Genomic DNA, 19,555 nt, shown 5'->3' with positions numbered 1-19,555 from the left:
GCTGTAGTCGTCTTTTCAGCTGGTCGCATTATAGGCTGCAATTGCTGCCATATTCACGATATCTGTATCTTTTGCGCCGATATTGACGATCTGCGCTGGCTTGTCGAGACCGACGAGCAGCGGACCGATAATTGTCGCGCCACCCAGCTCCTGCAACATATTGGCTGCAATCGAAGCCGAATGATTGTCAGGCGTGACGATGACATTGGCCGGACCTGACAGCCGAATGAACGGATACCGGTCCATCAGCTTCGGGTTGAGGGCAACGTCTACGCTCATTTCGCCATCGAATTCAAAATCGACATGACGCGTGTTTAGAATACGAACTGCTTCCTGAATGCGTGCCGAGCTTTCGCCGACCATATGGCCGAAGGTCGAGAACGCTGTCAGTGCCACGCGCGGCACATAGCCCATGCGGCGCGCCATACCCGCTGCTTCAACGGCGATATCCGCAAGTTCTTCGGCTGTTGGTTGTTCGTGCACGGCAGTGTCCGCGATGAAGACTGTGCGGCCACGGCAAAGCGCAATGGAAACACCCACCAGACGGTGGCCGGGCTTTGAATCGATTACACGGCGTACATCTTCAAGTCCGGTTGCGTAGTTACGGGTGATGCCCGTTACCATGCCATCGGCATCACCCAGCGCTACCATGCAGGCGGCAAAATGATTGCGGTCATTGTTGATCAGACGGTGGCAGTCACGTGTCAGATAGCCTTTGCGTTGCAGTTTCTCATAGAGATAATCGGCATAGACGGTATTGCGGCTCGAAAGACGCGCATTGATAACCTCGATGCCGGGACGGTCAAGATCAAGACCTGCAGCTTTTGCAGTTTCCGCAACGCGCTCCTCGCGGCCAACAAGAATGGCAGTGCCAAGACCTTGATTAACGTAGGACACAGCGGCACGCATCACCTGCTCTTCTTCACCTTCGGCAAAGACGATACGTTTTGGCTGACGGCGCACACGCTCATAAATGCCACGCAATGTCGAAGCAATCGGATCACGACGCGCCAGCAATTCGCGCTTATAGCCTTCAAGATCGTCAATTGCGCGACCGGCAACGCCGGTTTCCATTGCAGCCTTGGCGACAGCTGCCGAAACGGTTGCAAGCAGGCGCGGATCGAACGGGACCGGGATGATATAACTCGGACCGAAGCGCGGACGGCTGCCCTGATAGGCGGCAACAACATCGTCCGGCACGTCTTCGCGTGCGAGTTCTGCGATCGCATAGACGGCGGCGATTTTCATCTCATCGTTGATCGTGGTGGCACGAACGTCGAGTGCACCACGGAAAATATAAGGGAAACCCAGAACGTTATTGACCTGGTTCGGATAGTCCGAACGGCCTGTTGCAACAATCGCGTCATCGCGCACTTCTGCAACATCTTCCGGTGTGACTTCTGGATCGGGATTGGCCATGGCAAAGATGATCGGATTGGGCGCCATCGAGCGCACCATTTCCTTGGTCAGGGCCCCCTTGGCGGAAACGCCGAAAAAGATGTCAGCATCTTGCATCGCTTCTTCAAGCGTGCGCTTCGACGTTTTTACCGCGTGGGCTGACTTCCACTGGTTCATGCCTTCTTCGCGACCCTGATAGACGACGCCCTTGGTGTCGCAGAGGGTGACGTTTTCGGCAGGGAAACCGATAGCCTTGATAAGCTCAATACAGGCAATGCCAGCAGAGCCTGCGCCATTGCAGACAAGTTTGGTGTTCTTGATATCGCGGCCTGTCAGATGCAGCGCATTGATCATGCCCGCGGCGGCAATGATTGCCGTTCCGTGCTGATCGTCGTGAAAGACCGGAATGTCCATCAGCTCACGCAAGCGGCTTTCTATGATGAAACAGTCTGGTGCCTTGATGTCTTCGAGATTGATGCCGCCAAACGATGGTCCTAGATAACGCACCGCATTGATGAAGGCGTCGATATCGGTTGTGTCGATTTCAAGATCGATGGAATCCACGTCGGCAAAGCGCTTGAACAGTACGGCCTTGCCTTCCATGACCGGCTTGGACGCAAGCGCACCCAGATTGCCGAGGCCGAGGATTGCCGTGCCGTTGGAAATGACAGCGACGAGATTGCCCTTGGCCGTATAGTCATAGGCCAGAGCGGGATTTTCCGCGATGGCCTTGACCGGCACGGCAACGCCGGGCGAATAGGCAAGCGACAGGTCGCGTTGCGTCGTCATGGGCTTGGTCGGATTGATTTCCAGCTTGCCCGGGCGGCCCTGAGCGTGAAAGTCGAGCGCTTCCTTCTCACTGGCTGTGGGTGTGCGTTCTGGCGTGTTGCCCTTCGGCGTCGAGGCTGGCATGTTCCCTCCGGGTTCATCTGCGGGACAAATTCGATAACGCCAGTGATGCACGGTGTAAACAGTGCATATTGGAACAGATGTTGATCCAAAAGTGATGAGTTGTGAAACTTTATGACTTTAAACGATTTAAATGAGCAATAAACGAAGGCTTCAGTATGGAATCGAAAGCAGGCGACAATAACCCACAGGCAGATGAAAGCGCTGTGCAGGAAACCGCTGTTCGCCTCACGCCCATGATGGAGCAATATATCGAGATCAAAGCCGCGAATGTTGATTCGCTGCTCTTTTATCGCATGGGCGATTTCTACGAACTATTCTTCGATGACGCGGTGGAAGCATCCCGCGCGCTCGGCATCACGCTCACCAAACGTGGCAAGCATCTGGGCGAAGATATCCCTATGTGTGGCGTGCCATTCCATGCGTCTGATGACTATTTGCAGAAGCTGATTTCCAAGGGCTATCGGGTCGCCGTCTGTGAGCAGGTGGAAGATCCGGCTGAAGCGAAGAAGCGTGGCTCGAAATCGGTCGTTCGTCGCGATGTGATCCGTCTTGTAACTCCTGGCACGATCACCGAAGAAAAGCTGCTTGATCCGTCCGAGGCAAACTTCCTCATGACGCTCGGCCGCACCAAAGGTGACGGCGCGCTGGCACTCGCGTGGATCGACATTTCAACCGGCACCTTTCGCGTGGCAGAAACAGCCGAAGACCGTCTTTTTGCCGATATCATGCGTGTGGACCCACGCGAGCTGATTGTGGCCGACACTGCATTCCATGACGCGGAACTGCGTCCGGTGTTCGATCTGATCGGAAAGGCTGTGTCTCCACAACCTGCAACTCTGTTTGACAGTGGTGCAGCGGAGGCGCGCATTCAACGCTATTTCAATGTCGCAACGCTTGATGGTTTTGGCCAGTTCAGCCGTTCGGAGCTTTCGGCCATTTCCGGTGCTATTGCCTATATCGAAAAGACGCAGATTTCCGAACGCCCGCCGCTGATGCGACCTGAACGCGAGCAGGAAGGCGGCACGATTTTCATCGATCCTGCCACCCGCGCCAGCCTTGAACTCGCCCGCACAATGTCCGGCAATCGCGAGGGCAGTCTGCTGAAAGCGATTGATCGAACTGTGACCGGTGGCGGCGCGCGTCTTCTCGCCGAACGTTTGACAGCACCACTGACGAACCCTGTAGAAATCGCGCTACGCCATGATTCCGTTTCATGGTTCTTGCGCGAACAATCGCTCTGCGACGCTATGCGGCTTGAACTTAAGGGTGTGCCGGATATGCCACGCGCGCTCTCGCGTCTGGCGGTTGGTCGCGGTGGTCCGCGCGATCTGGGCGCTTTGCAGCGAGGCTTTGAAGCCGCCGGTGGGATTGCATCCTTGCTAGAAGGCGCGCTTTTGCCAGACGAACTTCGCTATGCCTGCGACGCGATTGTGAAAATACCGGCAAGTTTTGCAGCCCATCTCGACCGGGCCTTGGCTGATGAAATGCCGCTTTTGAAACGCGACGGCGGTTTCGTGCGTCAGGACTACAATACAGAACTCGACGAAATGCGCGCGCTCCGTGATCAGTCGCGCCGGGTGATCGCGGGTCTTCAGGCCGATTATATCGAGGAAACAGCCATCAAATCGTTGAAGATCAAGCATAACAATGTGCTTGGTTATTTTATCGAAGTGACAGCCAATAATGCAGGGAGCATGACCGACACAGATGCTGCCAAGGGACGCTTCATCCACCGTCAGACGATGGCAAATGCCATGCGCTTCACCACGACGGAACTGGCAGCACTTGAAAGTAAAATCGCTAATGCTGCCGACAGGGCTTTGTCGATAGAATTGGCGATTTTCGAGGAACTCACTGCGGAAGCGGTTAGCCATGCGGATAGCATTCGTGCCGCCGCAGCAGCGCTCAGCGTGTTCGACGTTTCGGCTTCTCTTGCCGTTCTTGCCGATGAGCAGGGCTATTGTCGTCCGCTGGTCGATGACAGTTTGTCGTTCAATATTGTGGCCGGTCGCCATCCGGTGGTCGAACAGGCATTGCGCCGTCAGGCAGCCAATCCATTTGTTGCCAATGATTGCAATCTTTCTCCGCAAACGGTTGGTGGAAATGGTGCGATCTGGCTGCTCACTGGCCCTAATATGGGTGGTAAATCGACCTTCCTGCGCCAGAATGCACTGATCGCGATCATGGCGCAGATGGGGTCTTTCGTTCCTGCTGGTTCTGCTCAGATCGGCGTCGTGGATCGGTTGTTCAGCCGCGTCGGCGCATCGGATGATCTGGCGCGGGGCCGTTCGACTTTCATGGTGGAAATGGTCGAAACAGCAGCAATTCTCAATCAGGCAGGTGAGCGTTCACTGGTCATCCTTGATGAGATCGGCCGTGGAACGGCAACCTTTGACGGGCTTTCCATTGCGTGGGCGGCCGTGGAATATCTGCATGAGAAGAACCGCTGCCGTGCACTTTTCGCCACGCATTTCCATGAAATGACGGCGCTGTCTGAAAAACTCGACCGGCTGTCAAATGTCACCATGCGGGTTAAGGAATGGGACAATGACGTGGTCTTCCTGCATGAAGTGGCGAAGGGGGCAGCTGATCGTTCTTATGGTGTGCAGGTCGCGCGTCTCGCCGGTCTGCCGGAAGCCGTGGTCAATCGCGCGCGCGATGTTCTGCATCAGCTTGAAGCGGGTGAAACATCCGGCAAAGCCGACAAGCTGATTGATGATTTGCCGCTGTTTTCCGTTGTACTTCAACAAGAGAAGCCAAAAGCCCAAGCTGCCGCAAAGGACAGCGAGCTGGCCAAAGCCGTTACGGCAATCAGCCCGGATGAACTGACCCCGCGCGAGGCGCTTGATCTGGTTTACAAGTTGAAGGAATTGGCGGGCAGGGGGTAACCCTCCCCTTCGCTTTTCGCTCCGCACTTTAGGGCGTGGGCGGTGAGAGGCCCGCCCTCACCTATCGCGCGCTGTGTTTCCCCTCATCCTGATGAGGCCCGAAAGGCCGTTTCGAAGGGCGAGGGGAAAGCGCTAATTTTTAGACGAAACGGTTCGCTTCTGCGCCATAATACGTGATGTAGCGGCTTGAAATGCGCTCAATCGGCAGGATGATGAACACATCGGTCGTGCCGAAAGCCTCATCAATCACAGCACCGTCGCCGATCATCGCACCAAGACGCAGGTAACCCTTCACCAGTGGCGGCATCGAGAACAGCGCGACCTTGTTGTTGATTGCTTCCTTCGGCATCAGATCCATCGGCTGATAGCGATGCGGAAGCGCGCGCACATCCCAGTCGGGTGTTGCGCGGCAGTTCTGGTGCAGGAAGGATAGACCCAGGGCATGTGCCGCAGGCACAGCGCCGTGAAACGAGGCGCAACCAAACATCACGTCAATGGAATGACGACGGCAATAGGCCCAGGCACCCTGCCACAAAAGTTCCACCGTGCGCTTCGAGCGATACTCCGCCTTAACGCAAGAGCGGCCAAGTTCCAGTAGCTTGAGGTTCGGACGAGAAAGTGTCAGACGCTGAACGTCATATTCATCGGCCGAGTAGAACCCGAGTGCCTTTTCAGCCTGATCGCTACGCATCAGGCGATAGGTACCAACGATTTGCTGATGCTCGGGAACCGGCAATGAGGTATCATAAACCAGCAGATGATCGCAGATCGCATCGAAGCGATCAGAATCGCGCAGTTCTACTTCTTCGATGGTTTCCTTGCGTGCGCCCATTTCTTCAAAGAAGACGCGGAACCGCAATTCCTGCGCCGCGTCAATCGCATCGCGAGAATTTGCAAGTCGTACTTCCAGGGACCCGATGCGCCCCAGAACAATGGGATCGCTTGCGGATGTGAAGAGCGTTGGTTGTGCTTCTATGCCCGACATGACCGTATCATCAATGATTTGCTGGCCCATTCCAAGCAGTACTGACATGATGATTCGCTCCTGATCCTGTTGTTCACGCATTCCTGAACGGTTTTCCGACTGATATTTCAGCCGGAGCTAACCAATTCCGATTCTCTTACGGTCTGGTTGCGTGGACATGACGTCCAATCTGACCGCAGCAATACAGATTCAGTGCTACGCGAGGATGACAGAAGCGTGTCACCAATGTGTCATTTGGGGTGGGTGAAGCTTATCCCCTTCAAAAATCAGTTAAATTTCATAGTCAAAATAGGGGAAAGCTTGAGTCTGATCAAGCGTTTCGCATTGGGGGCAAAAAAGAGCTGAAAATATCAGCTAGCGTGCTGCCCGCTCGCGTCGCCAACCGAGAAATTCTTCCAGAATAATAAGTGCTGCACCAATGGTGATAAAGGTGTCGGCCAGATTGAAAACGGCAAATGACCATGTCGGCAGATGGAAGAGAATGTAATCGACCACATAGCCATGCATGACGCGATCGATGAGGTTGCCAATAGCGCCACCGACCACAAGCGCAAATCCATAGCGCGCAAAAGTTCGTTCAGAGGGGTTGGTCCACCAGAGATAGAGCACAAAAAGGATTACGGCTGCGGTTATCGCGACCAGGCCCCAGTCATGCAGCCATGCCAGCATTGAAAAGGCGATGCCTTCATTATGTGTACGGAACAGCGCGAGGAACGGCAGCAGATCGATCTGCTGCCCATAACCCATACGGGTTTCGACCAGAAATTTGACGCCCTGATCAATCAGGACCGCGATAATGACAACGAGAAACGAGGACAAAACCGCATGACGCTTCATCCGCTGGCCCTTTCATCGAGAGTGAGTGCCTCGCGGCGAATTTCATAAAGCATGACGCCGGTGGCAATCGCCAGATTAAGCGAATCTGCGCGGCCTGCCTGCGGGATGCGTGCGAGCTTGTCGCAGCTTTCAGCAAGCGTTTCCGGCAGACCCTGCTGCTCATTGCCCATCATCAGGATAACAGGCTTTTTGGCGTAAGGGATCGTGCGATAGTCGACAGCGCCTTTGAGATGCGTGCCAACGAGAAGACCCGAAAAGCCTTTGCGCCAGTTCAGAAACTCGGTTTCCGTTGTCTTATAGAGCGGCATCGAGAACACCGAGCCCATGGTGGCGCGCACAGTTTCCAGCGAATAGGGGTCGGTGGTGTCGCCGATCAGGATGATGCCCTTGGCACCAACCGCATCGGCGGTGCGGATAACTGTGCCCAAGTTTCCCGGATCGCGCACGCGATCAAGCGCGATGTAAACATCGTTGCTTTTCGGCTTGAGGCTTGCAAGCTGGTGATATTGCTGTTCGAAAACGCCAACCACCATCTGCGGATTATCGCGGCGGGTGATTGCCGCCATGATCTTTTCAGTCACTTCGAGTACCAGTCCGCCCTTGGCGAAGGTGCGTGCTGCAACCTGCTCGACCATCTTGTTGCCCTTGCCAGACTTGGCAAACACGAGCGTCTTGATGCGCCAGTCCTGCTCAAAAGCATCGATGACGAGCTTAAGACCTTCTGCCAGAAAAACGCCCTGCTGATCGCGATATTTTTTCAGTGCAAGCGAACGCAGATCTTTGACAATCGGATTGGTAAGGCTTGTGACTTCCTTCACCTGCCCCACACGCGGACTTGAATGCTGTTGATTGCCGCTTTTGGAAAAATCGTCGTCTCGGCTCATTTTGCTACCCAGCGGCTGAACATGGATGTGGAAAGCGCACGCTTGGCTGAGCGTTCACGCAGAATAAGTTCGCCTGATTCGACCGTGCCGCCAAGACCAGTGAAACGATCACGAACCAGCTCGTGAATGGCGAAGAACGAAGCGCGGATCGAATAAGCGGTCAAGATGACAGCCAGCGCGTTTGGCGTGAGGATTGAACGGCAGGTATCGACCATGGCAGGCAGATGTTCGAATAGCTGCCAGACTTCGCCGTTCGGACCGCGGCCATAGGCTGGCGGATCAAGCAGGATGATGTCGTAGAAGCTGCCGCGGCGTTCTTCACGTTGCACGAACTTCATAGCGTCTTCGCAAATCCAGCGAATAGGCTTGTCGGAAAGGCCAGCCATTTCCTGATTTTCGCGTGCCCAGACGATAGCCTTCTTGGAAGCATCGACATGGGTCACTTCGGCACCTGCGCGTGCCGCAACAAGCGATGCAACGCCTGTATAACCAAACAGATTGAGAACCTTCACGGTGCGGCCAGACTTGGCTGCTTCGCGGATCAGACTATCCATATAGGACCAGTGTGCTGCCTGCTCAGGGAACACACCCACATGGCGGAACGAGGTGAAGCGGCCGTGAAACGAGATGCCGTCATGCTGCATTGGCCAGGTTTCGCCAAGGGTCACATGTGGGAACGCCCAACGTCCCATGCCTTCTTCATCGGTATTACCGGTAAAGACCGCGTCGGCTTTGTCCCATTCGCTTTTCGGCAGGCTCGGAAGCCAGATTGCCTGACCTTCCGGGCGCACGATGCGATAGGGACCGTATTGCTCAAGCTTCAGCCCGTCGCCGCTGTCCAACAGCGCGTAGTCGTCTGATGGCTCGGTTTCAAGGATGATGGGTGTGCGTTCAACGGGGCGCTCGCCTTTGTAAGCTTTGATCTCGCGCTGAGGTGCTACGATATGCTTTTCTTCTGCAGGTTTGGGCGCAGCTTTGGCGAATTGCGGACGCGGCTTCCTGAAGAACGAACCCTTGTCGTCGGGCTTGCTTCCATGCTTGGCAGCCGAACGCGGCTCATCCTGCTTTGCACGACCGAAACCGCGCTGCTCTTTACCGCCCGATGGCTTTTTGCCTTTTCCTTTTGGCGCCTTCACCCGTCACTCCGTTCTTAATTTGACGTGTAGGTAGGGCAAATGCGGCCGGAACGGAAGTGAAAAAGAAGGCGTGATGCGATCAGATCTTGGAAACTGTGCCTGGCACATGGCGCTTTTCCGCCGATTCCGCACGTTCCAGAAGCTGTGACGCTTCCTTTTTAAAGCGACGTTCCCGGCGGCGATGCTTGCCTTGGGTCAGCCACGTGACGGCGGCGCCGATCAAAGCGCCAAGGATAAGCGCGCCAAACAGCCAGATAAACAACGGTGCCTGATAGGTCAGCGCAGGATTGCCGGGATTGAATGGATCAATTGTCAGGCCAACCGTTTCACGGTTGGCGACCGAAAGAGCGATCAGAATGACCGCCAATGGCACCAGAATGACAATTGTTACAACGCGCTTTGCCACCATGACGATCGATCAGATGGCGCCGTTGAGACGGTCGCGCAGCTCCTTGCCTGTCTTGAAGAATGGCACCCACTTTTCTTCAACATCCACCGTGTCGCCGGTGCGTGGGTTGCGGCCGCTGCGAGCCGGGCGGTTTTTTACCGAAAAAGCGCCGAAGCCGCGTAATTCGACGCGATTGCCATCAGCAAGGGCATTGGTGATCTCTTCAAAAACTGCGCCGACGATGTTTTCGACATCGCGCTGGAAAAGATGCGGATTACGGCTGGCGATAACCTGAACGAGTTCCGATTTGATCACGGCTTTAAACCCCTGTGTTTCTCTTGTCCGGTGAAAGGACTCATTTATTTGCCGGGGTGACACCCGGCGTTCCGTCAACGTGCCAAACCGAAAGAAGTCCGTCAAGGAAGATACGATCCTTGGCGATTTCCTTCAACATAGCATCGGCCTCTTGTGGCACGCCGAGAAGGCGCGCACCGGCATGAATAATCAGATCACGCAGAGAAAAACCGGTGTCGCTGCTGACAGGTTTCCATTCAAGCTTTGGCAGATCCTTGGAAACACCTTTGCTGGTAAGCCAGGCAACCGCTTCTTCCTCGCCACCAAGGCCGTCGATCAGCTTATTTTGCAACGCCTGACGACCGGTAAAGACTGCGCCATTGGCCAGAGCTAGCGCTTCTTCATGCGTGAAAGAGCGGCGTTCCTGGACAATTCCGACGAACCAGTCGTAAGAATCCATGATCATGTTGCGGATCATGGCTTTGGCTTCGTCGCTTGCCGGGCTGAAATAGTTTGGCTCTGCTTTCAATGGCGACGATTTGATGGTCTCAACCTTCACGCCAATGGTGTCGAGCAGTTTGGAAAGATCAGGATACTGAAACAACACGCCGATCGAGCCGACAATCGATGTTTGACGCGCTAAGATATGATCGGATGCACTGGCGATCATATAGCCAGCCGATGCTGCAAGTGTCCCGACCTGGGTCACGACCGGCTTCTTTTTTGCGATTTTCCGTACTGCTTCGTAAATTGATTCGCCGCCAACGGTTGTGCCGCCGGGTGAATCGAGGATGAGGATCACGCCCTTGACTGCATCGTCATCGGCAATCTTGTTGAGGCGCTTTATAAGCTCTTCATTTTCAAAAATGGTGCCTTCAATGCGAACTTTTGCAACATGCGGTGTCGCAAAATTGGCACCTCGCATGGAATAAGATGCAATTCCGGCAATGAGAGCCGCGAGCAAAAGCAGAAAAGCGATGCGCCAGACTGTGAGCTTTCTGCGCAGCTTGCGTCTTTCGATCAGTGCTTCGGCGTCCTGAGCCATACTCATCCATCCATTATTCAAGCGAAATGCTGTCGATATTCTTTAATCTATGACCGATGATAGGGGAAGGCGGCAAGCTCCCCAACGATTTTGCCGGCCGAATGGCAAGACTATAATCAAAATCAGTTGTATGTTAACAATGAAGTGATCGGGCTTTTGCTTCTTTAAGAGCCTGAAGAAAAGCCAGTTTTCCGTCCTTCCGCAATGTTCATGTCATTTTTGCATGGCAGGTGCGGTGTTTTGTGACGTGTATTAGACTTGAGTGTCAGGGTATTGCACCCCAAATAAACCGTATTGAGCTAAGATAGCATCGCATGAAAAAGTTTCTTGCTTGATGCGTCTGTAAACAGTTGAGCAATAAAACAGCTTTAAAAGCTGCTGAATTATAGACCGAATTATAGATTGAGTAATCGAAAGACACGATGAGCGCTGACACACCACATATCCATGCTTCGCAAGGATCCGCTTCTGCGGCGTCCAATGGCGGTGGCATGCATTTTGGAGCGTCCGAAAAGGCAGCTTCGCTTTTCAAAGCTGCACAGCGTCATTCGATCCGCGTTCGTGTTCTTAAAACGGCATTGCCTGTTGCCGCAATTGCGCTTGCAGCGGTCTTTTCCTGGTACACGTTTCTGGCCACTCCAGCCGCTCCTGTGAAGGTGGAAGTTAATAACGGTGGCGAGAGCGGTAAGCTTGTCATGAGCAATCCACAGCTCAACGGCTATACCAAAGACAATCGCCCCTATTCGATGATTGCGGCAAAGGCTGTGCAGGATGCCAAAAATAGCGGCGCAATCTCGCTTGAAGGTATTTCCGCCGAGTTGCCAGTTGGTGACAATGGTAGTGCTAAGGTAGAGGCTGCATCCGGCGTGTACGATAATGCGAACGGTCGTTTGCAACTTGATAAGGATTTTACTGTTACGACGAACGAAGGCTTGCATGCCGTCATGCGTTCTGCGGACGTCAATCTGAAGAGCGGTCAGGTGACGACCGACAAGCCCGTCGATATTCGTAACGGCACTACGCAGATTAGCGCTGACAGCATGCAGATCAAAGAGAGCGGCAAGATCGTGATCTTTGAAAACAAGGTGCGCGTAGTCATTGACGGCGGCGCAGTTTCGGGCAACAACACGCCTTGAAATTAGGGTGTAAAGCGCATGCGCAGTATTGCATAATTCCTTAAACTTGAATTGGTTTAAGGTTAAATTATGCAGCAAGTTTAAACTGTTAGAGCGATATTTGTGCGCCCGATAGGGCGCACTGCGCTCTAAAAGATATTGTATGACGCAGGTTCTGCGGGTTTCGTTTCTTTTCTGCGCAGTCAGATATTTCTATCTGGCTGCGTTAAGTTTAAGATTGAGGCCGAATGTTGTGGCTTGAGGTGTAGGTCTGAAAGGTTGATAGACTTTTCGGACACATTTATGCGTCGGGCAGGGATTTGACGTGCTCGACCCGATTCCTGAAACAGGAACTGTAGGGGAGCTGGAGAGTAATGGAACGCGAGACGGGCAAGATGAACAAGAGCATGAAGACCCGCACTTTGCGGATGGGATTTGCAGCTTTGGCGCTTGGCCTCGTTGTTGCGCCTGTCTCCGCTCTGGCTCAGGACAGCCAGCAGGTGCCATTTGGCAGCCTCAAGCTCTCCGGTGGCAAGGATCCTATCAAGATTGACGCAGATAAGCTCGAAATGCTCGACAAGGAAGGCAAGGCCATTTTCACTGGCAATGTCTCCGTCGTGCAGGGCGACGCGCTTTTGAAGTCAGGCAAGATGATCGTCTATTATAACAAGGATTCGCAGGGCGAAGGCGGTCAGGCTGCTGGTGGTACTGCTGGTCTGAGTGGGTCCGGTATTGATCGTCTCGAAATCAGCGGCAAGGTTTACCTCAAGTCCGGCACGCAGGTCGCAACCGGCGACACCGGAAACTATGACGGCAAGAGTCAGGTCATGGTCTTGCAGGGCCAGAAGGTTGTGCTGACTGATGGTGACAATGTTGCAACCGGTTGCAAGCTCACTGCCAATATGAGCACCGGCAAAGCTTTCCTCGAAAGCTGCAAGGGCCAGAGCAAGGGTCGCGTATCCATCATCATGGCGCCGCAGGATCAACAGAAGCAGGGCGGTGCCGCGCCCAAATCGAATTAACCGGAGCGCGCGTGGGATTGTTCTGGAACAAGAAAGCCGACGAGCAGCAGGGCATGTCTGAAAATGCAGCCGTTATTGAGGGTGCGGATGGTATGATGCCATCGCAGCCCGGTAAGTCGACCCGTCTCAAAGGGACGTTGGTCGCTCGGGGCCTTTGCAAAAGCTATCGCGGACGACAGGTCGTCAATGGTGTGTCGTTTGGCGTGCGCGCTGGCGAAGCCGTGGGTATTCTTGGTCCAAACGGTGCCGGTAAGACAACCTGCTTCTATATGGTCACAGGGCTTGTTCCAGCCGATGCTGGTGCAATCGAAATCGATGGTTACGACGTAACATCAATGCCAATGTACCGCCGCTCGCGTCTTGGTATTGGCTATCTGCCGCAGGAAGCATCGATTTTTCGCGGCCTGTCGGTTGAGAACAACATCAAGGCTGTGCTGGAAGTGGTCGAAAAAGACCGCAAGAAGCGGGCCACCGAGCTCGATGCTCTGCTTGAAGAATTTCATATCGCACACTTACGCAAGGCCCCGGCCATCTCCCTTTCGGGTGGTGAACGCCGTCGTCTGGAAATCGCACGTGCGCTGGCATCTCGCCCGAACTTCATGCTGCTCGACGAGCCGTTCGCCGGTGTCGACCCGATTGCAGTCTCCGATATTCAGCAGCTCGTGCGCCATTTGACCAGTCGTGGCATTGGCGTTCTTATCACTGACCATAATGTGCGTGAAACGCTCGGGCTGATCGACCGTGCCTATATTATTCACGCCGGTCAGGTTCTGACGCATGGTCGTCCAGCGGAAATCGTCGCCAATCCAGATGTTCGCAGACTTTACCTCGGCGACCAGTTTACGCTCTGATCAAACTCTGAATTTAGGCTATAGTCTGCGCGCGGCTGTACAACGTTGCTCCCGTTTCCCAAAGCGCGTCATTTCTGCGACTATTTTCCTCTTTTGTCAGAAAAACCCACATTCTGAATTGACAAGCAAGGTTCGTACCAGTTTTGATGACCGTCGCGCTTTAATTGAAAATAATTCAGGAACAAGCGGTTTGCCAGCTGAGAGCATAATCCGACCGGAGTGAAACGAGGGTCGATAAGATTATGCTTTAAGTAAAAGAGCTTAGAGCACCGATCTGATTGCATCAGATCGGTGCTCTAAAATGCTGTCAGGGAAATGGGGGAACGACACAACGCATGGCCCTTTCGCCGAAGCTTGATTTTCGCCAGTCACAATCGCTGGTGATGACGCCTCAACTGATGCAGTCGATCAAACTGCTACAGATGACGCATATCGAGCTGGACCAGTTCATCGATCTTGAAATTGAAAAGAATCCGCTGCTGGACAGAATAGAGGCAGCGAATGATGATTTTGCAGACGCAGAGCCGCAACACGAAGGCGATGATGCCACGCCGGATGCTTCTTCCGATGAAGACTGGTTCAAGACAGGTGCCGTCGATGATGCGCAAAATCTCTCTTCAACATTCGATAGCTCGCTTGAAAATATCTTTCCAGATGATCCCGGTCGCAGCGATGATGCGCATATCGACCTGGTTGCTCAATGGAACACCTCTGCCGGCGAGACTTATAGTGCGGGCGGCAGCTACGACATTGATCAGGTAACGGCAAGCCGCGTATCGCTGAGCGAACATGTCGCTGAGCAAATCGCGCTGACGTTTTCCACCCCGGCTGATCGCTTTATTGCAACAGCTTTGGCAGATGCGCTGGATGAAAGCGGTTATCTGCGTGCTGATGTTTCCTTGCTTGCGCAGAATCTCAGTGTCGAAACTATCCATGTCGAACGCATTCTGCATGAAATGCAAAGCTTTGATCCGGCGGGCCTTTTTGCACGCGATCTGCGCGAGTGTCTGGCAATTCAGCTTCGTCTCAAGGACCGGTTTGATCCGGCGATGGAAGCGCTCATCGACAATCTCGATCTGCTCGCGCGTCGTGATTTTGCGACGCTCAAAAAACTTTGCGGCGTCGATCAATCCGACATTCTCGACATGCTGACTGAGGTCAGGATGCTGGATCCGAAGCCCGGGACCCAGTTCGAGGTTTCGGTTGCAGATGTGATCATTCCCGATGTGCTGGTTGCAGCCGCCCGCGATGGAACTTGGGGTATTGAGCTTAATCCGGCAGCCCAGCCGCGCCTTATCGTGAACAACGAATATTATGCAGAAGTGACCCCTTCAATCAAAGGCGAAGAAAAGACGTTTCTGTCTGATTGTATGCAATCGGCGAACTGGCTGGTACGCAGCCTTGATCAGAGGGCGCGTACAATCCTGAAAGTAACACAAGAAATCGTGCGCCAGCAGGATGGGTTCCTCCGGCACGGAGTCACCCGCCTCAAACCGTTGAACCTGCGTACCGTTGCCGACGCTGTGGGTATGCATGAATCAACCATCAGCCGCGTGACGGCCAACAAGTTCATGGCAACGCCGCGTGGCGTCTTTGAATTGCGCTATTTCTTCAACGCATCCATTGCTTCTTCCGAGGGGGGAGATGCCCATTCATCCGAAAGTGTGCGCCATCGTATCCGTCAGATGATCGACGCGGAAAAGCCTGATGATGTATTATCCGATGATGCAATCGTCGAAGCCTTGAAGAAGGACGGTGTGGATATCGCGCGCAGAACGGTCGCAAAATATCGGGAATCGATGAATATTGCTTCTTCAGTACAGCGCAGACGCGAAAAAAAAGCCAGATTATCGGCCCGTTGACTGATGTTTCCGCAACATGAAGTTGCGTATGCGCTAATATACGCATTCGGAAACGACCGGATCGATGTTGGTTTTTGAAACAGTATTACCCTGAACGCGTGAAATTCGATCTTATAGAGGGAATTGGCCGTATTGCATTGTCTGTTGCTGGAAGAAGGTGCAATTGACAATTGACGTTTCAGTCAATAGAAGCCCCGCTCGCATTAAGATATGCACCCGCATAGACCGGAATACCGGGGTCTGATTATTGAGCGCATATTGAAAAGTGTGAAGTAATTTTCGGATAATACCAATATCCGATGAGTGGGACTCATGGGATATTGGTTAAGCCCGTGTGGCGATTGAACCTTTTCAAGGCGTGATGCGTCAGCATCTCAGCGCCTTGGTATAAGAGGTGCTTAGAAACGAACAATTAGAGCGCTGACTGGATTCAATCGGATCGAGATGCGTTCTAAACGAAAGGCAAGGTAATATTCCGGGAAACGCTTCTGCGTTTCCAGCGTTACATATAAGAACGATGTGCGGCGAGCATTCCAGGCATGTGTTGTGAAAACATATGACGGGGAAATTACTCGAATAGTCGCGATAAAGAGCGCTTTCTGGGCAGTGTTTCGACACCTGCCCTGAGCGCGTGAAGCGGGGCTGGAAATTAGCACAGGACGAAAAGCAGAATTGATGCTGGTTCGCTTTGCGCTTCGCTCACCTTGTGATTAGACTACGTCCTGTTGTGTAACGCAAATGAGGTGTACCAAATGACTCTGCGTGTATCTGGAAAGCATATGGACGTCGGTGAAGCTTTCACGACCCGGATTATTGATCGGGTTAATGAAGCGGTCGGCAAATATTTTGATCATGGCTTTTCCGGGCAGGTAACGGTCACCAAGTCCGGATCGCGATACAGCGCGGATTGTACCTTGCATCTTGATAGCGGTGCTACCTTGCAGAGCACCGGAGATGCACAGGATCCGCAACTGGCGTTCGATGCGGCTGCGGACAAGATTGAAACACGGTTGCGTCGTTACAAGCGCCGTTTGAAATCGCGTCCAGCGACTGCACCAAATGCGATCTATGATGATGTGGCATATCGTGTTATGGCACCGCTGCCGGAAGAAGAGGAGGACCTTCCGGTTGATTACGCACCGACTATCGTTGCGGAATCGTCTGTCGCCCTTCGCACCCTTTCGGTCGCGTCGGCGGTTGTGGAACTTGACCTGATCGAAAACCCGGTTCTGGTCTTCCGCAATGCGGGCAATGATGAAGTAAATATCGTCTACCGTCGTGCGGACGGCAATATTGGCTGGGTTGACCCATCAACGGTTACCCGCCAGGCCGCTCCTCGCGCTTGACGGCAAACCTGAAGCGCACGCAGTTTTGAGCTGTCGTGCGCTTCCCTAAACCGGGCCTACGATGGCCTGATTGAAGAAGGAACGGAGAGAATGGATCTTAGTGATCTGATTCAGCCAGGGGCGATTATCCCTGCGCTGAAAGCCAGCTCCAAAAAGCAGCTTTTGCAGATTTTGTCTGAAAAAGCCGCGGAACTGACCGGTCTCCCTGAGCGTGAAGTTTTCGAAACAATTCTCCAGCGTGAGCGCCTCGGTTCTACCGGGGTTGGCAACGGTGTTGCCATTCCGCACGGTAAGTTGGCAAGCATCGACAAGATTGCAGGAATTTTTGCGCGCCTTGAAACTCCAGTGGATTTTGAAGCACTGGACGATCAGCCCGTCGATCTCGTCTTCCTGCTCCTCGCACCAGAAAACGCGGGCGCGGATCATTTGAAAGCCTTGTCACGCATTGCTCGCATGTTGCGCGATGCGGATACAGTGGCAAAGCTGCGCGGAACACATGACGCGCAGGCACTTTATTCATTCCTGACATCACAGCCAGCGTCCAACGCTGCCTGATTTTGACTGTTTAAGCTAACAAAGCCGCCGTTCACGCATGAACGGCGGCTTTGTCATTTTTACGGTGCACTATTTCTGTCGCTATATCTCTCGATTTTCAAGGCTGGTCGATAGCGCTAAACCCCTGACATTCATGGTTTTGAATTTGATGAAAGGTATTTTGTGACTTTAATTAAACCAATTGCAGTCGCGGCAATTTCACTACTGGTGATTTCCAGCTCGGCACTAGCGGAGCGTTCAGTGTCAAACATGTCGCGGATGGAAAGTTCAGCGACATCTGATCAGTGCAGGAAAGTAGCCGAGACCCTTTGCCGAAATTACAAGAAAAAGGGTGAAAAATGGTATCAATGGTGCTTGCGCGAGCAATATGCCAACTGCATGCACCAGAATCCGCCAAAATGATCGTTTGACGGAGAGCTGCAATGCCGGTCCGTTTGTCGGACCGGCATCACGCAAAGAATTTAGTGCAGCATCACGGTGCGCAGTTCATGTTCATGCGCGCCTTGCAGCGCAGTGGCACGGACATCGGAAAGCACAATCGGCTCGCCACTTGCGCCAAACAGTGCCCAAAGCTCGAGGCCCGGTGCAATCGGTGGGAGGGCAGGGAAGGTGCGGGTAAGATCATCAGAGCGGATCTTGCGCACATAGGCCACTTCACCTTCACCCAGATGAGCGAATTCATGTTCGGTGAGAATGTGTCTGTCCATGGTCTTAGCCTCCAATTTCGCAGCACATCATTAGCGATCATACTGCTTAAGAGCTTAACAATTTCACTATAGCGGCTTTAGCCTGAACCCAGCGTGAACCGGTTTCATTCCTTCACTGCTATATTTATACGTTTGATTAGCCGTTCTGGTTCAGGTCGATCGAGATCAATGGCAAGCAAGCCATTTTTCAGTTCACAACCCACCACCCGCATGCCGTCGGCCAGAACGAAGACGCGCTGAAACTGACGGGCAGCAATGCCACGGTGCAGAAACTCACGTTCGGTATCGTCTGACTGGCGCCCTCGGATGACAAGCTGATTGTCCTCCGTCATGACCTCAAGATCGTCGCTGGCAAAGCCTGCAACAGCCAGCGTGATACGCAGGCGTTCAGACCCAGTCTCGCCGCGCAGACGTTCGATATTATAGGGCGGGTATCCATCGCCGGATTTGGCAATCCGTTCCAGCGTCTTTTCCATTGTGTCGAATCCGAGCAATAGCGGGCTCGAAAACGGTGTCATTCTTGTCATTGCATCAGTCCTTATCGAAGCGACCGTCATGGAAAGCACCCTTTCGGCGTATCTTTCGCTCAACTGATATGGCTTGTGAAACGGGCGACTTCAAGGGCCGAAATCGGATTCCTGTCTTCGCATCATAAAACTGATGCCTTCGGGGTAAAAGCCGTCAACATATGTGGAAAAGTTATAGCGCTTCTTTAGAGCGCGTTTCGATCTGATTGAATCAGATCGGCGCTCTAAAACCTTTTATTTTAAGCATAATCTTATCGAACCTCGTTTCACTCCGGTCGGATTATGCTCTAGCGCCGGGCTTCGCTTAGGGCATTGCCAAAAGCCGTGGCGAAGCTCTCGCGATCATCAGGATTGAGGAAACTACCGACGGGGACACTGTCGTTGTGGCTTTCAACACGCATGGTCGTGATGCCGATATCTGGCTTTCTGGCGACATTGAATCTTGTCCAGAACGGATGAAACAGATGGCTGGTCACCTCGCCCGAGGCTTCATATTTGCGGATGTGCAGGGCGGCGCGCGATACGGATATTTCTTCGCGAGTATTTGCTGAACGGTAGTTCCAGCGAAAAGCCAAATAGATCGCCAGCACATCAAGGCCAAAAAAGCCGATGATCGGCCATGCCCCTATTGACCAGAACACGATACAGACAAACAGCCAGCAACAGATCATTGAACCCATCAGCACGCGAAACCCAGTTTGACCCAATGAGCGATAGGGCGTCAGCAGTGCTTCAAAAATGGGAGTATCAAATCTGTCTGGATTTGCGCCGTCTGGATGCTGCATGCAAAGCTCCCTCCGGGC

At 53.4% G+C, this 19,555-nt stretch carries 18 protein-coding genes; 7 read left to right on the top strand and 11 right to left on the bottom strand.

What is annotated here, in order from left to right; all coding sequences use genetic code 11:
• Positions 1 to 15: 15 nt before the first annotated feature.
• The gene (locus tag QBD00_RS04315; protein ID WP_318578736.1) at positions 16 to 2,310 is read right to left on the bottom strand and encodes an NADP-dependent malic enzyme; all 2,295 of its coding nucleotides are present in this window, start codon (positions 2,308 to 2,310) and stop codon (positions 16 to 18) included.
• Positions 2,311 to 2,465: 155 nt separating this feature from the next.
• Between QBD00_RS04315 and mutS the strand changes: the two genes are divergently transcribed.
• A complete protein-coding gene (gene mutS, locus QBD00_RS04310) occupies positions 2,466 to 5,198 on the top strand; it encodes a DNA mismatch repair protein MutS (RefSeq protein ID WP_095445905.1) in 2,733 nt (910 codons plus the stop codon).
• A gap of 139 nt (positions 5,199 to 5,337) precedes the next feature.
• Here the strand turns inward: mutS and QBD00_RS04305 are convergent, their stop codons facing one another.
• The 7 genes from QBD00_RS04305 to sppA all read right to left on the bottom strand — a co-directional run bounded on the left by QBD00_RS04305 (position 5,338) and on the right by sppA (position 10,767).
• Positions 5,338 to 6,231 carry a GNAT family N-acetyltransferase gene (locus QBD00_RS04305; protein ID WP_191793702.1) on the bottom strand — a complete coding sequence of 298 codons (894 nt, stop codon included), beginning with the start codon at positions 6,229 to 6,231 and terminating at the stop codon, positions 5,338 to 5,340.
• A gap of 306 nt (positions 6,232 to 6,537) precedes the next feature.
• On the bottom strand, positions 6,538 to 7,020 hold the full coding sequence (lspA, locus tag QBD00_RS04300) for a signal peptidase II (protein WP_095445906.1): 483 nt from the start codon (positions 7,018 to 7,020) through the stop codon (positions 6,538 to 6,540).
• The gene (locus QBD00_RS04295; RefSeq protein ID WP_318578735.1) at positions 7,017 to 7,904 is read right to left on the bottom strand and encodes an RNA methyltransferase; all 888 of its coding nucleotides are present in this window, start codon (positions 7,902 to 7,904) and stop codon (positions 7,017 to 7,019) included. Before QBD00_RS04295 ends, lspA begins: the two co-directional genes overlap by 4 nt.
• On the bottom strand, positions 7,901 to 9,040 hold the full coding sequence (locus QBD00_RS04290) for a class I SAM-dependent methyltransferase (RefSeq protein ID WP_318578734.1): 1,140 nt from the start codon (positions 9,038 to 9,040) through the stop codon (positions 7,901 to 7,903). The genes QBD00_RS04295 and QBD00_RS04290 overlap by 4 nt, the downstream gene beginning before the upstream one ends.
• Before the next feature lie 79 nt (positions 9,041 to 9,119).
• Positions 9,120 to 9,449, bottom strand: a complete 330-nt coding sequence (locus QBD00_RS04285; protein ID WP_095445909.1) for a lipopolysaccharide assembly protein LapA domain-containing protein — start codon at positions 9,447 to 9,449, stop codon at positions 9,120 to 9,122.
• Positions 9,450 to 9,458: 9 nt separating this feature from the next.
• A complete protein-coding gene (locus tag QBD00_RS04280) occupies positions 9,459 to 9,743 on the bottom strand; it encodes an integration host factor subunit beta (protein ID WP_007873253.1) in 285 nt (94 codons plus the stop codon).
• A 40-nt stretch (positions 9,744 to 9,783) separates the two neighbouring features.
• Positions 9,784 to 10,767, bottom strand: coding sequence for a signal peptide peptidase SppA (gene sppA / locus QBD00_RS04275; protein WP_095445910.1), 984 nt, complete (start codon positions 10,765 to 10,767; stop codon positions 9,784 to 9,786).
• Between the two features lie 422 nt (positions 10,768 to 11,189).
• On the opposite strand from sppA, the gene lptC reads away from it, so the two are divergent.
• The 6 genes from lptC (at position 11,190) to ptsN (ending at position 17,518) form a co-directional block, all read left to right on the top strand.
• On the top strand, positions 11,190 to 11,903 hold the full coding sequence (gene lptC / locus QBD00_RS04270; protein WP_095445911.1) for an LPS export ABC transporter periplasmic protein LptC: 714 nt from the start codon (positions 11,190 to 11,192) through the stop codon (positions 11,901 to 11,903).
• 353 nt (positions 11,904 to 12,256) lie between these two features.
• Entirely contained in the window at positions 12,257 to 12,904 is a 648-nt protein-coding gene (locus QBD00_RS04265) for an LptA/OstA family protein (protein WP_095445912.1), read from the top strand.
• A gap of 11 nt (positions 12,905 to 12,915) precedes the next feature.
• Entirely contained in the window at positions 12,916 to 13,755 is an 840-nt protein-coding gene (gene lptB, locus QBD00_RS04260; protein WP_318578733.1) for an LPS export ABC transporter ATP-binding protein, read from the top strand.
• 335 nt (positions 13,756 to 14,090) lie between these two features.
• Positions 14,091 to 15,617: an RNA polymerase factor sigma-54 gene (gene rpoN / locus QBD00_RS04255; RefSeq protein ID WP_318578732.1), complete on the top strand. Its 1,527-nt coding sequence runs from the start codon at positions 14,091 to 14,093 to the stop codon at positions 15,615 to 15,617.
• Between the two features lie 752 nt (positions 15,618 to 16,369).
• The gene (hpf, locus tag QBD00_RS04250) at positions 16,370 to 16,963 is read left to right on the top strand and encodes a ribosome hibernation-promoting factor, HPF/YfiA family (RefSeq protein ID WP_095445915.1); all 594 of its coding nucleotides are present in this window, start codon (positions 16,370 to 16,372) and stop codon (positions 16,961 to 16,963) included.
• Positions 16,964 to 17,053: 90 nt separating this feature from the next.
• Positions 17,054 to 17,518, top strand: a complete 465-nt coding sequence (gene ptsN, locus QBD00_RS04245; protein WP_024898162.1) for a PTS IIA-like nitrogen regulatory protein PtsN — start codon at positions 17,054 to 17,056, stop codon at positions 17,516 to 17,518.
• A 461-nt stretch (positions 17,519 to 17,979) separates the two neighbouring features.
• On the opposite strand, the gene QBD00_RS04240 is transcribed toward ptsN, so the two are convergent.
• The 3 genes from QBD00_RS04240 to QBD00_RS04230 all read right to left on the bottom strand — a co-directional run bounded on the left by QBD00_RS04240 (position 17,980) and on the right by QBD00_RS04230 (position 19,537).
• Positions 17,980 to 18,225 carry a DUF1150 family protein gene (locus QBD00_RS04240; RefSeq protein ID WP_095445917.1) on the bottom strand — a complete coding sequence of 82 codons (246 nt, stop codon included), beginning with the start codon at positions 18,223 to 18,225 and terminating at the stop codon, positions 17,980 to 17,982.
• A gap of 104 nt (positions 18,226 to 18,329) precedes the next feature.
• Complete coding sequence (locus tag QBD00_RS04235; protein WP_095447829.1) at positions 18,330 to 18,752, bottom strand: Hsp20 family protein; 423 nt, start codon at positions 18,750 to 18,752, stop codon at positions 18,330 to 18,332.
• Positions 18,753 to 19,039: 287 nt separating this feature from the next.
• On the bottom strand, positions 19,040 to 19,537 hold the full coding sequence (locus QBD00_RS04230) for a DUF2244 domain-containing protein (protein ID WP_318578731.1): 498 nt from the start codon (positions 19,535 to 19,537) through the stop codon (positions 19,040 to 19,042).
• Positions 19,538 to 19,555 lie beyond the last annotated feature (18 nt).

Source organism: Ochrobactrum sp. AN78, assembly GCF_029909885.1.
In the GTDB taxonomy this organism is placed as follows: Bacteria; Pseudomonadota; Alphaproteobacteria; order Rhizobiales; family Rhizobiaceae; genus Brucella; species Brucella quorumnocens.
The sequence above is the reverse complement of the archived record's forward strand: the minus strand, read 5'-3'. Positions and strand labels throughout refer to the sequence as shown.